We start from the raw sequence: 22,635 nt of genomic DNA on the forward strand, positions 1-22,635 counted from the left end.
TCTTGATAGTGATATTGCGATTGTCAATGTGACTAGATTATGTTTGCAAATTATTACTGAGCATCAGCTTTTCAGGCGATTTTCAAACAATACAAAATAAATTGAAGGAGACGTTATTAATGGCTTTGACACAAGGCGATATTGCGACCAACAATAACTCCAGCATTTTGCAGAAAGTTGGCAGCTTCACCAGTACTAATGGAGCCGAAATATCCGCCTTTGATTCAGGAAGCGATCGCTTATTTGTGGTTGCTAGCAGCATAGTTGAAATTTATAATGTCAGCAATACAGGGACGCTAACCTTAGCTGGTTCTTTGACAACAGGATTTACGCCTCCCGCAGGGACACAAGCTATTCCCAACAGCGTTGCGGTGAAAAATGGTATTGTCGCAGTCGCCTACGCCATTCAAAACACCAGCACAAACGCCCAACAGACAGGACAGGTGAGTTTTTACAATGCCGCCAATGGCAACTTTTTGAACTCGGTGGCGGTGGGTGCATTACCCGATATGCTCACCTTTACGCCCGATGGCACGAAGGTATTAGTAGCAAATGAGGGAGAACCCAACAGCTACGGGCAACCAAATTCGGTAGATCCTGAAGGTTCAGTTAGCATTATTGATATTTCCGGTGGCGTGGCGAATGCAACCGTTGCCCAAGCCTCATTTACAAGCTTCAATAGCCAGATCGCCACACTCAAAGCCGCAGGTGTACGGATTACTGGCCCCGGCTCGACGGTGGCACAAGACTTAGAACCAGAGTATATTGCTGTATCTCCAGACGGTCAAACTGCACGCATTACCTTGCAAGAAAATAATGCGATCGCTATTCTGGATATTGCCAGCGCCACCATCACCGATATTTTGCCCCTTGGTGCGAAGAATTACAATCTCCCAGGTAACGGATTAGATGCTAGCGATCGCGATGGTAAGATCAATATTCAAAATTGGCCAGTATTTGGGTTATATCAACCCGATGCGATCGCTAGCTTCAGTGCCAACGGACAGACTTACTACATCACCGCCAACGAAGGAGATTCCCGCGACTACACTGGTTTTAGCGAGGAAATCCGGGTTGGCGCAGCCGGATATGCTTTAGATCCAACTGTTTTCCCCAATGCGGCTACCCTGAAGCAAAACACCAACCTGGGGCGGTTAACCGTTACAAATGCCACAGGAGACACGGACGGAGACGGAGATTTTGACCGCATCGAAGCATTTGGGGCGCGTTCCTTTTCGATTTGGGACGCAAGCGGTAATCAAATATTTGATAGTGGCGACCAATTTGAACAAATTACCGCGACCAAAGTACCAACTCTGTTTAACTCAGATGGTGCGGCTGATACATTTGACACCCGCAGCGATAATAAAGGGCCTGAACCCGAAGGCGTGGTAGTTGGAGTTATCAACAACCGCACCTATGCTTTTATTGGTTTAGAACGCACTGGCGATGTCATTGTCTACGAAGTGACAAATCCCAACAAGCCAAGCTTTGTTCAATATATTAACCCTCCTGAAGATACTGCGATCGAAGGATTAACCTTTGTCTCGGCGGCTGATAGTCCCACAGGCAAGCCTTTGTTAGTTACTACGGCCGAAGTCAGTAAGACGGTTGCGGTGTTTGAAATAACTCCATCCGTTCGGATTAGCGACATTCAGGGAACGGCACATATCTCATCCTTTAGAAATCAGACTGTCAGCAATGTAGCGGGAATTGTCACAGTGAAAGCAAGTAACGGTTTTTACTTGCAAGACCCCACTCCAGACAACGACAATCGCACTTCTGAAGGTATTTTCGTCTTCACATCATCAGCGCCAACCGTATCCGTCGGCGATTCGGTATTAGTCAGTGGAACAGTTACAGAGTTTCGTCCTGGCAACGATGCCAATAATTTAACTAAAACGCAAATTACCACTCCCACAATTGTTACCGTTTCTAGTGGCAATGATCTACCCACTGCTACAATCCTAGGTAATGGTGGCAGAACAATCCCGACAACGGTAATCGATAACGACACGATCGCTAATATTGAAACTGGAACAACCACCTTCGATCCTGCTCAGGATGGCATTGACTTTTATGAAAGCTTAGAAGGAATGCTGGTACAGGTTAATAACCCAATTACCACTTCACCCACTGCAAACTTTGGCACATCAGAGGAAATTTGGGTATTAGCAGACAATGGCGCAAATGCGACGGGTAGAACGGTTCGCGGTGGGAGCCTGATTAGTGCTTCAGACTTCAATCCTGAACGGATTCAGATAGATGATCTGAACAATTCCTTAGTGTTACCTGAAGTTAATGTTGGTACGCAACTTAGCACTATTGTTGGTGTCGTTGACTACAGCTTTAACAACTATGAAGTTTTAGTATCGGCTGCTCCCACAGTAGTACAGAACAGTAACATTCAAAAAGAAGTCACTAACCTAACTCCCAGCACCAACCAACTGACGATCGCTACTTACAACGTCGAAAATCTCGATCCAAGTGACGATCAAACCAAGTTTAACAACCTAGCTAATCGCATTGTTAATAATCTCAAATCACCAGATATCATTAGTCTCGAAGAAATTCAGGACAATAACGGTGCAACAAATGATAACGTCGTTGATGCCAGCACTACCTTCCAAAAGTTAATTGATACAATTACTGCTGCTGGTGGCCCCACGTATCAATATCGCCAAATTAACCCAGTAGACGATACGAACGGCGGTGAACCTGGTGGAAATATCCGGGTGGGTTTCTTATTTAATCCCAATCGTGTCAACTTTGTAGATCGCCCTGGCGGTACTTCCACCACCAACACCACAGTTACCAATGTTTCTGGTGTTCCTACAGTTTCTAATAGTCCTGGTTTAATCAACCCTACCAACTCCGCCTTTACCAGCAGTCGTAAGCCGTTAGTTGGTGAATTTACTTTCAACGGTGAAACTGTTTATGTAATTGGCAACCACTTTAATTCTAAAGGTGGCGACCAACCATTATTTGGGCCGAATCAACCACCAACTCTCAGTAGTGAAACCCAGCGCCAGCAACAAGCTACCCTGGTGAAAAACTTTGTCGAGTCTATTTTAGCGATCGCTCCCAATGCCAATGTCGTAGTGGCGGGTGACTTAAATGACTTTGAATTTTCCAACCCCGTCAGCACCCTAGAAAGCGCCGGGCTGACTTCCTTAATTGAAACTCTGCCGCAAAATGAGCGTTACACCTACAATTTTGAAGGTAACGCCCAAACCCTTGACCACGTTTTAGTTAGCAACAACTTGCTCAACAAGCTGGATGGTTATGATGTAGTTCACATCAACTCAGAGTTTGCCGATCAGGATAGCGATCATGACCCTAGCGTAGCTCGGTTTAATCTCCCTAAAAATAATGCTCCCACGGTAGTACAGCCGATTGACGACCAAATCATTTCTACTAATAAAGCTTTTTCTTTCAATATCAGTAACAAATTTGCTGATGTAGATCCAGGTGACACCCTGACTTACAGTGCTACAGGTTTACCCACTGGTTCTAGTATCATTGCCAACACAGGTGTGATATCCGGCACTATCTCCCAAATCGGCATTTTCGCAGTTACAGTTACCGCTGCTGATGCTAAAGGCGCTAATGTTAGCGATACCTTTGACTTGACTGTTGCCAATAACAAGGCGACATCTGGCAACGACATCATCTTTGTCAGCGAACTTACTGGTTTGAACAAATACATAGTCAATGCTCTTGCAGGGAGCGATCGCGTCATCGGCACTAATACCAGTGAATTAATCGACGGTGGAACAGGCAATGATTACCTGGATGGTAAGGGAGGCATAGATGTACTCCTTGGTGGTGATGGCAATGACACAATCTTAGGTGCACTTGGCAGTGACGGACTTTCTGGGGGCAATGGCAATGACCGCTTGATTGGTTGGGGCGGTGGCACAAACGAAATTGACCTCCTCAACGGTGAACAAGGTACGGATACTTACGTTTTAGGTGATGCCACTTCAGTTTTCTATACCAGTTCTCGCAACAATGATTATGCCGAGATTCTCAACTTTCAAGCAAACGATCTAATTCAGCTTCAGGGAGTTGCTAACAATTACTCACTAGGGTCAGTGAGATCGGCTGTAGGTATTTTCACCAACAATGGAACGGAATTGATTGCTGTTGTAGAAAACGGGTTAAACCGCAATACAAATTTGGCAACAGATACTCGTTTCGTCTTTATTTAACGCAGATTTAATCGAACTCCGACAACTCTTGTGTACTCTGCGCCTCTGCGGTTCCCTATTCCCAATGTTCAAAGCAGTCTCATGTCTAGAATCTATCTCAGAATTAAACATGGTAACTACTAATACAATTCGCTTTTCTCAGTTCAACGCTTCTTTGAATCGTAATGCCGAAGGTCAGTTAGTCAGCGATTTGTCTACTCCTGACAATGCTCAAGCAAAGGCAGTTGCAGAAATTATCCAGCGTAATAACCCGGATGTATTGCTAATTAACGAGTTTGACTACTCCCCGGAGGCAGTTCAACTATTCCGGCAAAATTATCTAGCCGTCAGCCAGAATGGTACAACACCCGTTGACTACCCTTACTTTTACATCGCTCCTTCCAATACGGGTATTGCCTCTGGGTTTGACTTAAACAACAACGGCACAGTAGTTACAACCACAGGCGCAACCGGATACGGCGATGATGCTTTCGGATTCGGGAATTTCCCTGGTCAATACGGGATGTTGCTATTGTCCAAATATCCCATTGACACAGCCAACATCCGCACCTTTCAAAATTTTCTCTGGAAGGATATGCCCAATGCTTTGCTTCCTGACGATCCGACAACACCACAGCCAAATGATTGTTATTCTCAGGAGGAATTGGCAGTTCTACGCCTTTCTTCTAAAAGTCACTGGGATGTACCCATCCAGGTAAACGGCGAGATAATTCACATCCTCGCCAGCCACCCCACACCCCCAACTTTTGATGGCGCGGAAGACCGTAACGGTAAGCGCAACCATGACGAGATCCGGTTTTGGGCAGACTATATTACTCCTGGTAATGGTAATTACATTTACGATGATGAGGGTAAAACTGGCGGTATTGCTGCTGGATCGAGCTTTGTGATTGTGGGCGACCAAAATGCAGATCCGTTGGATGGTGATAGTTTTGACAACGCTATTCGCCAACTGTTGCAAAATCCCAATATCAATACTAATGTCATCCCTACCAGTCTGGGTGCGCTCCAACAAGCAGACTTACAAACTGGTGCAAACGCTAGCCAAAAGGGTAATCCTAGTTTTGACACCGCAGACTTTGCTGATAACACTCCCGGAAACCTGCGGACTGACTATGTGCTACCCTCGGCTGATTTGACAATTGCCAACTCAGGAGTATTTTGGCCTCTGAATACTGATTCGACGTTTCCCTTGGTAGGTACTTTTCCCTTCCCCAGTTCTGACCATCGTTTAGTATTTGCAGATGTGCAAACCGGAGCAATGGAACCAGGTAAAACCATTCCCAATGTAAGATTTGTGGGACAGAGTACTTTTGCCACAGGGTTTATTCCTGCTGGCACGGCGGGAACTGTGAATGGAACACCGACTCCATTAGGGGGACTTTCTGGTGTCACATACGATGCAGTTAACAACCGCTACTATGCAATCTCAGACGATCGCTCGCAATTTAGCCCCGCCCGCTTCTATACTTTCACTGCTGATACTGAGGTGGCTTTTACCAATGTCACACCTCTGAAAGATAGTAATGGCAACTTATTTGCAACATTTAGCGTTGACCCAGAAGGCATTGCTTTAACTAACAATGGTACTGTTTTCATATCTTCTGAAGGTGAAGTTAATCCTGGTGCAGGTCGAGTTAGCGATCCCTTTATTAAGGAATTTTCCCTGACAACAGGGCAAGAAATAGGATCGCTATTTGTCCCCAGCAAATTCCTACCAGTAGTTGAAGATACCAACAGCAACGGTATTATCGATGCAGGTGACACGCAGACATCAGGTGTTTACAATAACTTAGCCTTTGAAAGCCTCACCATCACACCTGACCAGAAAACCCTATTCACTGCCACTGAAAACGCGCTTTCCCAAGATGGATTAAGGGCTTCGCTCAGTAGTGGCAGCCCTTCCCGAATTCTGCAATACAATCTGGTTAGCGGACAACCAGAAAAAGAATACCTCTACATTACGGATGCGATTTCCGAAGCGCCCAACCCTAGCACAGGCTTTGCTGACAATGGTTTGACAGATTTATTAGCAATAGATAATCGTGGGACATTACTAGCGTTAGAACGTTCCTTTGCACAAGGTGTAGGTAACACGATCAAAATCTACGAAGTTTCTTTGCAAGGTGCAACAGATATTAGCTTCTACGATTCTCTCAATAATTTGAGTACTGAACAATTAGCTACTATCAAACCCGCTCAAAAACGTCTGCTGTTGAATTTAAATGACTTAAACTTACCTAACGGTACAGATAACATTGAGGGTATTACCTTTGGCCCCAAACTAGCAGATGGTAGCCAGTCGATTGTGCTGGTGAGTGATAACAACTTTAACCAAAGCCAATTTACCCAAATCCTGACTTTGGATGCAGACTTAGTTCCAACTGCTGCACCCACACTAGAAACCCGTCCCGATTTGTTGGACGATGAAACACTCCCAGTAGATCAACGTGCCGATGCTGATGATCCTGCGATCTATGTTAATGCCACAAATTCTGCCGATAGTCTAGTATTAACTTCAGTCAAAAATGCTGGATTGCGGGTTTATGACTTGTCTGGTAATTTGTTACAAGCAGTTAATCCTGGTGGTATTCGCTACAACAATATTGATCTGCAATACAGTTTTAAATTAGGCAATCAATCGGTTGATATTGCCGTAGCTAGCGATCGCAACAACGACAAACTAGCAATCTTCAAAATTAACCCCAATCCTTCCACCCCCGGACAATACCTGGAAAATATCACCGATAGCAATATTGGTACTATCTTCCAAGCAGCACCTTTTGCAGAACCTTATTCCTCATCTTCCCGGAGTGCTTACGGGCTTACTTTATACCGAAGCCCCATCACCAATGATTACTATGTCTTTACCAGTCGCCGAGAAACTGGAGATGTGGCTCAGTTTAAACTGATTGACCAAGGTAATGGCAAAATTGGGGCTGAACGTGTGCGGGAATTCACTGTACCGACAATTGAGGGACGCGATCCTCAAACTGAGGGTATGGTGGTAGACCAAGAAACTGGCTTCCTCTACATCGGCCAGGAAAATGTCGGTATTTGGAAGTTCCAAGCAGAACCAAACGGTGGCACAACTGGTAAGTTAATTGATCAAGTCAGAGATTTGGGCGGTACTAACCTTACCGATGACGTAGAAGGACTGACCATTTATTACGGCAAAAATGGCACAGGCTACTTATTAGCATCTAGCCAAGGCGACAACACTTTTGTTGCTTACACTCGTGAAGGTAACAACGAATACCTGGGTAACTTTGCCATTGGTAACAATGGGCCAATTGACAGCGTACAAGAGTCAGATGGTGCTGATGTAATTAACGTACCATTGGGGCCTAACTTTCCATTTGGTTTATTTGTCACTCAAGATGGTTCTAATGAACCTGCCAAAATAGTTAGTGATGAAGGTGAAGAGGAAAATATTAGTTCTAACTTCAAGCTGGTACCTTGGGAAAATATTGCCAATGCCTTCCCTAATTCTCTAAATATCGACACTACTAGTTACGATCCGCGCAATCCTGTTGCTCAACCCAAGCTGACTATCTATGAATTTGAAAACTTACCCAAGTTAGGTACAACCTCTGAAAATCAAGATATTTTCTTGGGTGGTTTCTCTGGATTATATTTCCAAGGGTTTGCAGCAAATGGCAACCTGAAATTTGTCACCAACACAGATCGTGGACCCAATGGAGAACCTGATGGTGTAAATAGACCATTTTTATTACCCGACTTCCAGCCAGAAATAGTTAGCTTTGAACTCAACCGCACCACAGGTGAAATCAGCATTACCAACAGAACAGGACTATTTCGCCAAGATGGAACGACCCCATTAACGGGATTGCCTAATTTGCAAGGTGTAGGAAACGGTTTAGCCTACACAGATGAAATTGCCGTTGACTTAGACAAAAATGTTTTAGCTAACGATCCTTTAGGTGCTGACTTAGAAGGAATTGTAATTGCAGAAAATGGAGATTACTGGCTGGTAGATGAGTACCGTCCGGCAATTTATCACTTTGATGTTAATGGTAAACTGAGCGATCGCTTTATCCCTCAAGGAACTGCCACAGCACCCAACCCAGATCAACCAGATGGAACTTTTGGCACTGAGGTATTGCCAGCAGTTTATGCCCAACGCCGCAATAACCGAGGATTTGAAGCTGTAGCGCTAGAAGGTAATAAATTATATGCCTTTATTCAGAGTCCAATTGATAATCCAGATGTCGCCAATGATGCGACTTCTAAAGCTTCTCTCAATCTCCGAATTCTAAAGTTTGATATTGTCAGCAAGCAGGTAACAGGAGAGTATTTATATCGCCTAGAAGGTCTACCAGGAACCGATAAGATTGGCGATGCAGTTTCTTTGGGTAACGGCAAATTTGCAGTAGTTGAACGAGACGACAATGCTACATCTGCTGGCAATAAACTAATTTACCAAATTGATTTAGCTGGCGCGACCAACATCAATAACCCTGCTAACTTTACCTTGCCAGTTGGTAAAATTATTGAACAACTTACCTCTGCGGAGTTAGCTACTGCCAATATTAACCCTGTCAGCAAGAGTTTGATTGCTAATGCTGCTCAGTTGGGTTACACCGGGGTGGAAAAATTAGAAGGTCTAGCATTGGTAGCACCCAATACTCTAGCCTTGCTTAACGACAACGACTTCAACATTACAGGTAATACGGCTGCTGAAAAACTCGCTATTCTCGAATTACCTAATAATCTGACAACTGTACAACCTACTTTTCCGAACGGTTTTGGTTCTAGCAACAGCGATACTGTCAATCTTGAGCCAGGACAATTCTTTAATGCAGGTGACGGAGCAGACTTTGTAGAAGGTGCTGAAGGTAACACAATCCTGGCTGGAAACGGAGATGACACAGTGCTTGCAGGGAATAACTCTTCAGTTTCCGGGGAAGATGGTAGCGATCGCATATTTATTGGTCAAAATGGCCCGGCTCAAAATACCAATGCTGATGGTGGCACTGGCGATGATGTTATTACTGTGGTTGAAGCCAGTGGTAGTAATAATTTGTTTGGGGCGGCAGGTAATGATACTCTCACGGTAATTGAAGGTTCTCGTCAATCATTATTCGGTGGCTCAGGTAATGACACCCTGACGAGTAACAGTAGCAATAACCGTCTCTATGGTGGTTCTGGAGATGACAAACTCTTCTCTAATGCCAATGACTCCCTGGTTGGTGGCGATGGTGATGATGTGCTATTTGCTGGCCAACAGGGTAGTAATAGCCTGAGTGGTGGTGCTGATATCGACCAATTCTGGATTGCTAATGGCAGTCTGCCAAATAGTAAAAACATCGTCACTGACTTTACTCCAGGAATTGATGTGATTGGAATTGGTGGTATTAGTGTCACTCAATTTAGTGCTTTAACCCTATTGCAACAGGGTAGTGACACCTTGGTGAAAACTGGAAATGCAGAATTGGCTTCATTAGTTGGAATTAAATCAACTAGTCTCACAGCAAATGACTTCGTTTTCTCTGCTAGTGTAGTTTAGCTTGTTTGCATAACGTGATTTTTACAGCTTCATTACACAGTCAAAGTTAATGAAGCTGTATTTAATTATTGCGAAAGTGTCTAAAGATAAAGATTAGAAATAAATGAGTATCTGACGCCAAAAACTTTTTTAGATCATCAAAACTATGCATGATTTTGTACATAACACATTATCTAAAAGATTGCAATACAAGATTTCTTAACCAGCCCACAATTTTTTCACAACTTTGGGTATGTATGTTAATTATTATGCAATTTTCATCGTTAATTTTGATACCAAAATGCTCTAGTGAAATATCAATTGTAGTGGTAGTTTACATTTAATAGTTAAGACTCAAAAAGCTTACAAGTAAATTACATCTTTGCAGCCTAAAACTATTAGTTTTTCCTCACCATATTGCTTTTTTGATTTCACTAGAGCGAAGACCATCTCAACAATTAAACACAGGGAGATTCTCTTTCATGGCTAAGAACGTCATCATTATGATTGGGGATGGTATGGGCTGGGAAATGGCTCGTGCTGCGTCCATCTATAAAGAGATTCAAAATGGTAAGACAGGCGCTAATCTAAGTGATTTTTATACACAAGGTAAGGGACAAGGACTCAATTTTCAAACACTCCAAGGCTACGGTTTGGCAACTACATACGGGACAACGATCGCTGGTAGTGATGGAGTTTTTAGCACTGGTAATTCAGCTCTTGACGATACCAATCCCATTACCGGAGAGAGCCAGGTTCGTCCTGGTTTCACCTTTGATCCAACTTTTAACCCAGGTAATACCCCAACAGGTGGCGCAAAAGTCAGTGATGGTGCTGTTGGGAATCTAGTAGGTTATGACCCTACTAGAGGTGGTGTTAACCCTTGGACTCCCGGTAACGATCCTGAATATATTAAGTACAGCTATCCTGACTCGGCAAACACCGCAACAACTCTGTACACTGGCGTCAAGAGCTACAACAGCGCTATTGGCGTTGATATTTTTGAGAATCCTCTAGAAACAATTCTCAAAACGGCGAACCAAGTTGGTAAATCTACTGGTTTGGTGACTTCAGTTCCCATTGACCATGCAACACCTGGTGCCGCTGCTGCCAACGTTAACCGTCGCAATAAGTATGATGGTGACTATCCGGCATTAGACAACATTCTGCAACAGGAACTCCGTGTCTATCAACCAACAGTATTACTTGGTGGCGGACACCCACTCTCTGCTCCTGGAGACTTACTACCATCGGAGGTTGAGCCGAATACAAGCAATGAATATATTAGCCAATCTACCTACACAGAACTTAGCACTAAACCAACAAACAACCTCTACGATTACACATTTTTAGAGCGGGGTAAGAATGCCGCCCAGAAACTAGCTGAAACTGCGGCGACAATCGATCCAGAAAAAGGCGATCGCCTTTTCGGTCTATACGGTGCGCGTGGTCAAAATGGTAACTTGCCTGTCAGTTCTGCCAACGGCGACTACAGCACCACTGGTTTAGATATGTTCAGCGTTTTCACTAACCAAGGTGATAACACCAAAGTCGACACCACACGCCCACTCCTTCCTGGAGAAACGGACGCATCTTTCATTGCCAAAGAGGTTAACGAAAATCCAACCCTCAATGAATTGACAAATGCTGCATTAGATGTATTGGGTAAAGACCCCGATGGTTTCTGGTTAATGGTTGAGGCTGGCGATATTGATTGGTCTGCCCATGATAACAACATAGACAACTTGATCGGCACCACTTTGGACTTCGATAAGGCAGTTGGATCAACGATTGACTGGATCAACAACAATGGTGGTTGGGATGAAAACCTACTAATTGTTACTGCTGATCACGATCACTACCTGACTCTCGACGGTGATTTTCCGACTGTAGTACAAAATCAAGGTGCTGAAGCATTAACCAATTTGGATACTCCAGCAGAAGTTGGACACTACTGGGGGTCAGATCCTACCGTCAAGTATGGTTGGGGAACTCACACAAACCGTCCCGTACCTGTTTACTACCAAGGTGCTGGTTCTGAAGTTCTAAATAGCTTGGTAGGTCAAGGTTATAACGCCTACGGTTTTGATATTCCAGGAATTGCGGGTTTAAATGATCAAACCCACATCTACCAAACGATGTTTGCTTCAATAAAGCCAAAAGTTGAGTTAGTAGGTTTTGCTTCTTTACCTGCTGATACCTATAGTGATGGGCCTGCTTCTGGTGCAGAAATTTCAGCCAATGGCAGAACCGGGCCTTTCCCTGGACAGCCAATTCAGGGTTTTAGCGGTGTTCAATTTGCTAACAGCAACTCTTTGTACTTCCTGTCAGATAATGGCTACGGTAGCAAAGATAATAGTGAAGACTTCCTGTTACGAATCAATCGTGTAGACCCGAATTTTAAGGGAACAGAAAATGGCGATGGCACTGTTAAAGTTTTAGATTACATTCAACTGTCTGACCCTAACAACAAAGTTCCTTTCCAAATTGTGAATGAAGGAACTACTGGAAGATTACTGACTGGCGCAGATTTTGATGTCGAGTCATTCGTCTTTGATAAAGACGGCACAATCTGGGTTGGAGAAGAGTTTGGCCCTTACCTATTGCATTTTGATGCCAGTGGTAAGTTGTTGGAAGCTCCCATTGCTACACCTGACCAATTCAAAACTTTAGATGGAGAAGCACCTAAAGTTATTGGACACAGAGGTGCAAGTGGCGATCTCCCAGAACATACCTTAGAGGCATACAGACGGGCAATTGAAGACGGTGCTGACTTTATTGAGCCAGACTTAGTAGTTACAAAAGATGGCGTGTTGATTGCTCGTCATGAACCTGCTTTGGCAATTTTGAATGCTGATGGCACTCTTAATTTAAGCAATACAACCACAGACGTTTACGATGTTACCAAGTATCCACAATTTGCCGATCGCAAGAAAACAGTCAGTCTAGATGGAACTGAAATTACAGGTTGGTTTGCTGAAGACTTTACTTTAGAAGAAATCAAGACTTTAAGAGCGATACAGCGTGTACCTTTCCGCGACCAATCCTTCAATGGTCAATTTGAAATTCCCACCCTCGCCGAAATCATCGACTTGGTTAAAGAAGTAGAAGCCGAGACAGGTAAAAAGATTGGCATCTATCCCGAAACTAAGCATCCTACCTATTCTGCCGAAGAAGCTACTTATGTAGGCACTACGAACAAAATTAACCGAAACATCAGCGAGATATTAATCGATACACTCAAGGCTGAGAACTTCACCGATCCCAGTCGGATTTTCATCCAATCCTTTGAAGTTGGTAATCTCAAGGATCTCCACGATCGCATTATGCCTAATGCAGGTGTAGATATTCCCCTGGTTCAACTTCTAGATGCAGCTGGAATTGAGCTAAACGGTGAGATCATAGAGACTCAGCCTTATGATTTTGAAGTCAGTGGCGACCTTCGCACTTATGGTGATTTACGGACTCCAGAAGGTTTGGCTGAAATCGCTACCTATGCTGATGGCATTGGCCCTTGGAAGCGGTTAATTGTCAGTGTCAAAGGTACTGATGCTAATAACGATGGTTTGGCAGATGATATCAACAACGACGGCACAGTAAATGATGCTGACAGAACGCTGTTAGCTCCCACTACCTTAATTCAAGATGCTCACAATGCAGGTTTACAGGTTCATCCTTACACCTTTCGCGATGAAGACCTGTATTTAGCAGCAGATTACAAAGGTAATCCAGAACTAGAATTTCAGCAGTTCTATCAATTAGGCGTAGATGCACTATTTACAGACTTCCCAGAGACAGGCGATAAAGTCCGAGATTTCTTGAGCGATCCTCAGAATAACTTAGTGCGATCGCCACAAAACCCCGATGTGCTTTCAGGAGATACTTTTGCTAACTTAGGTGGCTCTAAAGGTTTTGAGGGTGGAGCAATCAACGCCAGCAAAACCAAGCTTTATATGCTGCTAGAGGGTACGGTTCAAGGTGATGCTGCTGGTGCTTTGCGGATTAACGAATTTGATATTGCCAGCCGCGAGTACACCGATAATAAACTTTACTACAAGTTGGAAAATCCCGCGTATGCGATCGGGGATTTAGCAGTCATTAATGACAATGAGTACTTAGTCGTTGAGCGGGATGGTGGTCAAGGAACTGCTGCTCAATTCAAGAGAATCTACAAAATTGACTTGTCGAAAACAGATTCTAATGGCTATGTAGCCAAAGAAGAAGTTGCAGACTTGTTAAACATCCAAGACCCCAACGACCTGAATGGAGATGGCAAAACCACCTTTGACTTCCCGTTTGTAACCATTGAAAATGTTTTAGTTGTTGACAAAAACACCATTTTGGTAGCTAATGACAACAATTATCCCTTCTCTACAGGTCGTCCTGGTAATGATCCTCAGAATCCAGTCATAGACAACAACGAAATTCTACTGCTGAAGTTGGAAAAGCCCCTTAACCTTGCAGCTGGTTTAGGTCAACCTCAAGCTGAAGAAATTAATTTTGGCTCCACTAGCAGCGATGATATTACCGTTCAGCCGGATCAAACCTTATTCACAGGTGACGGAGCAGACTTTGTAACGGGTACTACAGGTAACACAATCCAGACTGGAAATGGTGAAGACACAGTGGTGGTAAGTAGTGACTCCTCAGTCTCCACAGGAGAGGGTAACGATCAAGTCTTGATTGGTGCCAATGGCCCTGCTAACAAAACTAGTGCTGATGGTGGCAATGGTAATGACGAAATTACCGTAGTTGAAGCCAATGGTACTAATAATTTACTTGGAGCAGCAGGTAATGATACTTTGACAGTAGTTGAAGGCTCACGTCAATTATCCTTCGGTGGTTCAGGTAACGATACCCTCACCAGCAACGGTGGCAATAACCGTTTGTATGGTGGTTCTGGCGATGATAAACTCTTCTCCAGCGTGAATGATTCCCTGTTTGGTGGCGATGGTGATGATGTGCTATTTGCTGGTCAAAAGGGTGGTAATCGCTTGAGTGGTGCTGCTGGTGCTGACCAATTCTGGATTGCTAACGCCAGTCTGCCAACTAGCAAGAACATTGTGACTGATTTTGCGATCGCCATTGATAAAATCGGGCTGGGCGGTATTGGTGTTACTCAGTTTAGTGCCCTAACCCTATTGCAACAGGGTGCTGACACTATCGTAAAAAGCGGAAATACAGAGTTGGCTTCATTACTGCAAATTACCGCAACTAGCCTGACTGCAAATGACTTCGTTTTCTCTGCTAGCGTTGTGGCTTAGTCTGTTCACCTAGTGCAGCGTGGCAGAAATAACTATCAGTTGAAACAGTGGTTTTCAATTACGTAGACTACAGCAAATAGTTCGTTATTCTGGGGTGGGCATTACAATGCTCACCCTATTCTCGTTTCGCTGGAGTCCAATCTACCTCGAAGGGGTTACATTACTTATCAGTTGCTAAAATCGCAGTATTCCTTGTTCTTCAAGGTATTAATTCTTCTTATTCTCTCAAAATAAGCCTACGTACAGTTAATATTCCCATTGCAAACATCTCTAAAGTTTTAATTTTCAATGAAGATGTATTGAAAATAACTACGATTTGGAGGAAATAGGTCAGAATGAAAGAACTAAATCTTAGAGTCAGTGCCCTTTCACACAAATATTGTAGGATTGCGGCATAATTTTTTGTCAAATTAATCTTTTAATATAATTTTAAAGCTAACAATGTAACCATCAATTCTACGTGTAAACACTAATAGATAAATATATAAAAATGCTTTACCACTTTTTATTTTATCTGTTTCTCTAAATACGGAAAATAAACATCTCATCTTAAATTTAAATACACCCAATTCCTTGTTATTCATTGATATAAGTATTTTTCTTCAACTTAAAAATGAAAATAATAACTAATTCATTGGCTCAAAATAAAAATGAATTACTGATGAATGATGGTCAACTTTCATCATCAGAAAACAACTTAGAACGAGATAATTTAAGATTAACTATTTTGAAAAAATCTGAAAATAACCTACTAATAGAGTTGAATCATACTCAAACTGATTATCCTCAACAAGCGTCTATTCATCAGTTGTTTGAAGCACAAGTAGAGAAAACGCCTGATGCTGTAGCACTAATTTTTAATAATCAGCATCTTACTTATAGAGATTTGAATAGTCGTGCTAATCAACTAGCACAACATCTGCAATCACTAGGGGTAGGAACAGAAACTCTTGTAGGAATCTGCATAGAGCGCTCCTTAGAAATGATTGTGGCACTTTTAGCTATCCTTAAAGCAGGTGGAGCTTATGTACCATTAGACCCAGGTTATCCACAAGAACGTTTAGCTTTCATGCTATCAGATACCCAGGTATCAATACTATTAACTCAAAAAGAATTAGTTGCAAAATTACCTACTCATACAGCATTTGTAATTTGTTTAGATACAGATTGGAATACAATCTCCCAAAATCACAAAGAGAACCTAAACACTAGTGTCACTGCTGATAACTTGGCTTATGTCATGTATACATCAGGTTCTACAGGTACACCCAAAGGTGTTAGCGTTATCCATCGTGGTGTAGTTAGATTAGTCAAAGAAACTAATTATGCTCACCTCACAGATGAAGAAATAATTTTGCAACTTGCTCCTATTTCCTTCGATGCTTCAACTTTTGAAATTTGGGGTTGCTTACTGAACGGTGGGCAATTAATAATCTATCCTCCTCATACACCATCTTTAGAAGAATTAGGACAGATTATTCAGCAATATCAAGTTACTACTCTTTGGCTGACAGCCGGTTTATTCCACCTGATAGTGGATGAAAAAATAGATGCTTTGAAATCCTTGCGTCAACTTTTAGCGGGTGGTGATGTCTTATCTGTTCCCCATGTGCAGAAGTTTCTGCAAACAGTGGACAACTGTCAGCTAATTAATGGTTATGGGCCAACTGAAAATACAACTTTTACCTGTTGCCATCCTATAACAGCGCCACTGCAACCAGATGTTTCTATTCCTATTGGTCGCCCAATTGCTAATACCCAAGTTTATATATTAGATCAAAACCTCCAACCAGTATCAATAGGAGAAACTGGCGAATTGTACATTGGTGGTGATGGATTAGCTAGAGGCTATTTAAACCGTCCCGATTTGACTGCCGAAAAATTTATTTTTCACTCATTTGATAGCAATTTAGAAACGCGCCTTTACAAGACTGGAGATTTAGCTCGTTATCTTCCAGATGGCAAAGTAGAATTCTTAGGTCGTATTGACAATCAGGTAAAAATTCGCGGTTTCAGAATTGAGCTAGGGGAAATTGAGCGAGAAATTGCACAACATCCTGATGTTCGGGAAATTGTCGTTTTAGCTCGTCAGGATGAGACAAGTGAAAAACAGTTGACAGCTTATATTGTTCCTCACTATAACAGTGGATATACGCACAATAAATTACGTGGTTTCTTACAACAGCGACTACCTAATTACATGGTGCCATCAGCCTTTGTGATGTTAGAGTCGCTGCCTTTGACTGCAAATGGCAAAGTCGATAGACATAAATTGCCAGCACCAAGTAGAGAACGTCCACAACTGGAACAAGCTTACATTTCTCCCCAAACCGATTTAGAGCGTCTGCTTGCAGGTATTTTATCTGAACTGCTCAAAATCGATCGCGTTGGGATTGATGATAATTTCTTTGATTTGGGAGCAACTTCAATCTCAATTCTCCAAGTTGCTGCGCGAATAAAACAGGAACTTGGTATTGAGCTATCTGCTGTGAAGTTATTTCAGTATTCAACGATTGGCTCTTTAGCAACCTATTTGCATTCCAACCAGAATAGCCAACCATCTTCTGACAAGCTGCAAAATCGCGCCCAACGCCAACAAGCAGCTCGGACTCGTCGTCGTAATCATCAACAAGGTGTTAAGCAATGGTAAATATGCAAGCATCCGATAACCAAGATCCTAATGATGGTATTGCCATTATTGGCATGGTAGGAAGATTTCCTGGGGCTGGAAATGTTGATGAGTTTTGGCGCAATCTGTGTGACGGATTAGAATCAACGACTTTCTTTCAAGATGACGAACTAGACCCTAGTATTGATCCGAACCTTTGTAAAGATCCTAGCTACGTGAAAGCTAGAGGAATTATTTCTGGGGGAGAAACTTTTGATGCTGCCTTCTTTGGCATTAATCCACTGGAAGCTGTGGTTATGGACCCACAAGCCAGAGTTTTTCTAGAGTTGGTTTATGAAGCTCTAGAAAATGCTGGTTATGAATCAGAATCTTTCGAGGGTTTGATTGGTTTATACGCTGGTTGCGGTCAAAATACTTATTTTGCTAGCCACATTTCTGGACGTATGGAAATTGTCGATCGCATCGGCGAGTTCCAGACGATGCTAGCCAATGAAAAAGACTTTTTGACTACCCGTGCTGCTTACAAACTCAACCTCAAAGGCCCAGCCGTCAGCGTCAATACAGCCTGTTCCACTTCTTTGGTAGCAGTCATTCAGGCTTGCCAAGCCTTAACCAGCTATCAGTGCGATTTGGCTTTGTCCGGTGGTGTATCTATGACTACACCTCAAAACAGCGGTTATATGGCTCAAGAAGGCAGTATGCTCTCTGGAGATGGGCATTGCCGTCCCTTTGATGCCAGCGCTCAGGGCACAATGTTCAATAGTGGTGCAGGAGTAGTTGTCCTCAAACGTTTAGAAGATGCACTCAATGATGGCGATCGCATCTATGCTGTAATTCGAGGTTCTGGTATCAATAATGACGGGGCTGATAAAGTAAGCTTTACTGCTCCTAGCGTAGACGGACAAGCAGAAGCCGTTGCAATGGCCCAAGCTTATGCCAACTTTCACCCAGAAACCATCTCTTATATTGAAGCTCACGGTACAGCTACACCTTTAGGCGACCCCATTGAAATTGAAGCGCTGACGCAAGCATTCCGAGTACATACAGATGCTAAACAATTTTGTGCGATCGGTTCTCTTAAAAGCAATGTCGGACATTTAGTTGCGGCGGCTGGAGTCGCAGGTTTAATTAAAACCGCTCTCGCCCTGCATTATAAAAAGATTCCACCTAGTTTAAATTTTGAGGCTCCCAACCCCAAAATTGACTTTGCCAACAGCCCCTTCTATGTAAATACCAAACTAGCTGAATGGTCAGAAGGTGAAACTCCGCGACGAGCCGGTGTAAGTTCTTTTGGTGTCGGTGGGACTAATGCTCATATTGTGCTAGAAGAAGCGCCACAAATCCAAAGTTCAGGATCTTCGCGCCCACAGCAGCTATTGTTGCTCTCGGCAAAAACTAGTCAAGCTTTAGAGGCTGCAACAGCGAATTTACACCAACATTTGCAGTATAATCCCAAAATTAACTTAGCTGATGTAGCTTATACTTTACAGCGAGGGCGTAAAGCCTTCAACTACCGACGCAGTATAGTTTGTCACGACATCACAGATGCGATCGCAGCGCTGCAATCTTTAGATCCAAATCAAGTAAATACCCGGCATACAGAAATCCGCAATCCAGCCGTTGTCTTCATGTTCCCCGGACAAGGATCGCAATATGTAGACATGGGACTGAATCTCTACAACCGCGAACCTGTGTTTCAGGAAGTGGTAGATAAATGTGCTGAAATCCTTAAACCTTTGTTGGGTAGGGATTTACGAGAAATCATGTATCCAGCACCGAGCGATTGCGAAACTGCGGCTATCTCTCTGCGGCAAACCTGCTTTACTCAACCAGCATTATTTGTCATTGAATATGCTTTAGCGCAACTGTGGCAAAGTTGGGGAGTCAAGCCCCAAGCCATGATTGGTCACAGCATTGGTGAATTTGTTGCTGCTTGTATAGCGGGTGTATTCACCTTAGAAGATGCGCTGATGTTGGTTGCAAATCGCGGTCGCTTCATGTGGGAGTTACCAGAAGGGGCGATGCTCTCGGTGCGCCTTCCAGCCAAACAGATAGAGCCACGATTGAGTGCAGAATTAGCGATCGCAGCAATTAACGGCCCTTCCCTGTGTGTAGTTTCTGGCCCCACAGAGGCGATCGCGGCTCTACAAAAACAATTAGAAAGCGAAGAAGTTGTCTGTCGCCATTTACACACTTCCCACGCTTTCCACTCCCCAATGATGGATAGCATCATAGCCCCCTTTGCTGAGGTAGTTGGAAAGGTTAAATTATCGCCACCCCAAATTCCCTTTGTATCCACAGTTACCGCCGACTGGATTACAGCCCAACAAGCAACTGATCCGATGTATTGGGCTACACATCTGCGTCAGACTGTGCGATTTGCGGAGGGCGTACAAACTCTATGGCAGCAACCGGAGCGCGTACTGTTAGAAGTGGGGCCACGAATCACAACTACGACCTTAGCCCGCCAACAAGCAAAAGATATTAAACAACAGATAGCCATTCCTTCTCTAAGTGATAATGCTGAGAACGAAGCTGAATGGACAGCATTACTCAAGGCAGTAGGACAACTGTGGCTAGCAGGAGTATCTATTGACTGGAGCAACTTCTATCAAAGGGAAACGCGACAACGAATTCCTCTACCTACCTATCCCTTTGAGCGCCAACGCTTCTGGATTGATCCTCCACCTCATCCCAATCGTGCAGCAACTTCCAAACTTTTAAATCCTCATTTATTAGAAAAGACCCAAACTATGACAACATACCCTCAGCAAAAGCTTATTCCTCTGCTCAAAGAAGTTATCGAAGAAACATCAGGATTGGAAATTGCTAGTGTTGACGACTCGACAACATTTTTAGAAATGGGATTAGATTCCTTATCTCTAACGCAAGTCGGGTTAGCTTTGAAGAAAAAATTTAAAGTCAAAGTAACACTTAGGCAGTTACTAGAAATTTGCCCGAACTTAGTAACGTTGGCTGACTTGATCAATCAAGCCTTGTCTCCCGAAACTTTATCTGCACTAGGATTAATAGAAACCGTTGCAGACCCAATTCCAGAAGCACCATTGCCAGAACCTCCACCTGCAACCACATCACCCACTTTGGTAGTGCATGAAGTTCATACAAATGGATCAAATGGATTTGCACCTCAGATTTCCCTGCAACCTGCTGCATCTAGTAACGTCCTAGAAAGTGTGATTAATCAGCAGCTACAAATTATGAGCCAGCAATTGGCGCTATTGGGTAATAGCAGTCAATCTTTAACAGTCCCAGTTGTACCTGCGGCGACATCTCAAAATAATGGTGTCAAGCCACAAAACGCTGTATCTATCCCCCCAACCCAAACCAGCAAAGAATCAGCATCAGTAGAAACAGAGTCAAATGGTGCTAAAAAGGCATTTGGTGCGGCGGCTCGAATTGAAAAGACCCAGACTAAAACTTTGACAGCCCAACAACGCACTCATCTAGACAAAATTATCCAAAGATATACAAAACGGACTCAAAAATCCAAAGAATATACTCAAACTCATCGCCCTTATTTGGCAGATCCAAGAACTGTTTCCGGGTTTAACCCGACGATGAAAGAGATGGTTTATCCCATCGTGGTGTCTCGTTCATCTGGTTCTAAACTTTGGGATGTTGATGGCAATGAATATGTCGATTTAAGCAATGGCTTTGGCTTGAATTTGTTTGGTTGGTCGCCACCTTTCATTACCGAAGCAATTGAAGCACAACTCAAACTCGGCATGGAAATTGGCCCGCAAACTCCCTTGGTTGGAGAAGTGGCGAAGCTGATGTGTGAGTTGACCAACTTTGACCGAGCAGCCTTTTGCAACACAGGTTCGGAAGCGGTGTTAGGAGCGATGCGGATGGCACGCACCATCACAGGGCGTAACTTAATCGCTATATTTTCTGGAGCTTATCACGGTATTTTGGATGAAGTAATTGTTCGGGGTACAAAAAAACTCCGGTCAATTCCAGCTGCTCCTGGTATCCCACCCGAAATGGTAGAGAACATTTTGGTGGTAGATTACGATTCGCCTGAGTCTCTAGAAATCCTCAGAAGTCGGGCTGATGAGTTAGCAGCAGTGATGGTGGAATCCGTGCAAAGCCGTCGCCCTGAATACCAGCCCAAAGAATTCCTCCAGCAATTGCGTGATTTCACCGAAGAAGCTGGGATTGCCCTAATTTTTGATGAAATCGTTACCGGATTTAGAATTCATCCAGGTGGCGCTCAAGCACATTTCGGTATCAAGGCGGACATAGCAACCTACGGCAAGATTGTGGGCGGTGGGCTACCAATTGGAGTCATTGCTGGCAAATCACAATATATGGATGCTTTGGACGGTGGATTTTGGCAGTTTGGCGATGACTCCGTTCCAGAAGTAGGCGTGACTTACTTTGCTGGCACATTCGTCCGCCATCCTCTCGCACTAGCAGCCGCCAAAGCAGTACTTCAGCATTTAAAACAGAGTGGCCCCAGCTTGCAGCAAAATCTTAATGCCAGAACCGATAAGTTTGTAGCGGAACTTATGGGCTATTTCCAGCAAGTTCAAGCACCGTTCACAGCCTATAATTTCGGCTCCTTGTTCATGGTGAAATCTGCACCAGAGTTCGCCTACGGAGATTTACTATTTTACTTGCTGCGGGATAAGGGAGTGCATACTTGGGATCACCGTCCTTGCTTCTTGACAACAGCCCATTCCGAAGCTGATCTGGCTTTTGTAATGGCAGCTTTTAAAGAAAGTATTGCTGAAATGCAGTCTGCTGGCTTCTTGTCTGCACCGCCAAAAGAAGTAACAAACTGCGAAGTTACCAATAACAGCCTACGCAATCGTCCTCCGCAACCTAATGCCAAATTAGGACGAGATCCCCAAGGGAACCCCGCCTGGTATATCCCCGATATCGAGCGTCCTGGGAAATATTTACAAGTCGCAAGTGTTTTCTGAAGTGCTTTAAAAAATCGAGTGTATAGAAAGTGTAGTGAGCTTCAGTAATTTTTGCAAATAGTAAATACTC

Annotated in this window: 5 protein-coding genes; all 5 read left to right on the top strand. The window is 43.5% G+C overall.

What is annotated here, in order from left to right; translation table 11 throughout:
* The first annotated feature begins 119 nt into the window (after positions 1-119).
* The 5 genes from QUD05_RS28025 to QUD05_RS28045 all read left to right on the top strand — a co-directional run bounded on the left by QUD05_RS28025 (position 120) and on the right by QUD05_RS28045 (position 22,565).
* Entirely contained in the window at positions 120-4,214 is a 4,095-nt protein-coding gene (locus QUD05_RS28025; protein WP_289798923.1) for a choice-of-anchor I family protein, read from the top strand.
* 109 nt (positions 4,215-4,323) lie between these two features.
* Positions 4,324-9,744 (top strand): phytase, encoded by a 5,421-nt coding sequence (locus QUD05_RS28030; protein WP_289798924.1) that lies wholly within the window; start codon positions 4,324-4,326, stop codon positions 9,742-9,744.
* Positions 9,745-10,205: 461 nt separating this feature from the next.
* Positions 10,206-14,987, top strand: coding sequence for an esterase-like activity of phytase family protein (locus tag QUD05_RS28035; protein WP_289798925.1), 4,782 nt, complete (start codon positions 10,206-10,208; stop codon positions 14,985-14,987).
* A gap of 613 nt (positions 14,988-15,600) precedes the next feature.
* A complete protein-coding gene (locus tag QUD05_RS28040) occupies positions 15,601-17,637 on the top strand; it encodes a non-ribosomal peptide synthetase (RefSeq protein WP_289798926.1) in 2,037 nt (678 codons plus the stop codon).
* A complete protein-coding gene (locus tag QUD05_RS28045; RefSeq protein WP_289798927.1) occupies positions 17,631-22,565 on the top strand; it encodes a type I polyketide synthase in 4,935 nt (1,644 codons plus the stop codon). The genes QUD05_RS28040 and QUD05_RS28045 overlap by 7 nt, the downstream gene beginning before the upstream one ends.
* Positions 22,566-22,635: the final 70 nt, after the last annotated feature.

It is taken from the genome of Nostoc sp. GT001 (genome assembly GCF_030382115.1).
In the GTDB taxonomy this organism is placed as follows: domain Bacteria; phylum Cyanobacteriota; class Cyanobacteriia; order Cyanobacteriales; family Nostocaceae; genus Nostoc.

Excerpts from the sequence above, each read along its gene's own strand:
- QUD05_RS28035 (WP_289798925.1), top strand. The coding sequence starts at position 10,206 with ATGGCTAAGAACGTCATCATTATGATTGGGGATGGTATGGGCTGGGAA.
- QUD05_RS28045 (WP_289798927.1), top strand. The coding sequence starts at position 17,631 with ATGGTAAATATGCAAGCATCCGATAACCAAGATCCTAATGATGGTATT.
- QUD05_RS28030 (WP_289798924.1), top strand. The coding sequence starts at position 4,324 with ATGGTAACTACTAATACAATTCGCTTTTCTCAGTTCAACGCTTCTTTG.
- QUD05_RS28025 (WP_289798923.1), top strand. The coding sequence starts at position 120 with ATGGCTTTGACACAAGGCGATATTGCGACCAACAATAACTCCAGCATT.
- QUD05_RS28040 (WP_289798926.1), top strand. The coding sequence starts at position 15,601 with ATGAAAATAATAACTAATTCATTGGCTCAAAATAAAAATGAATTACTG.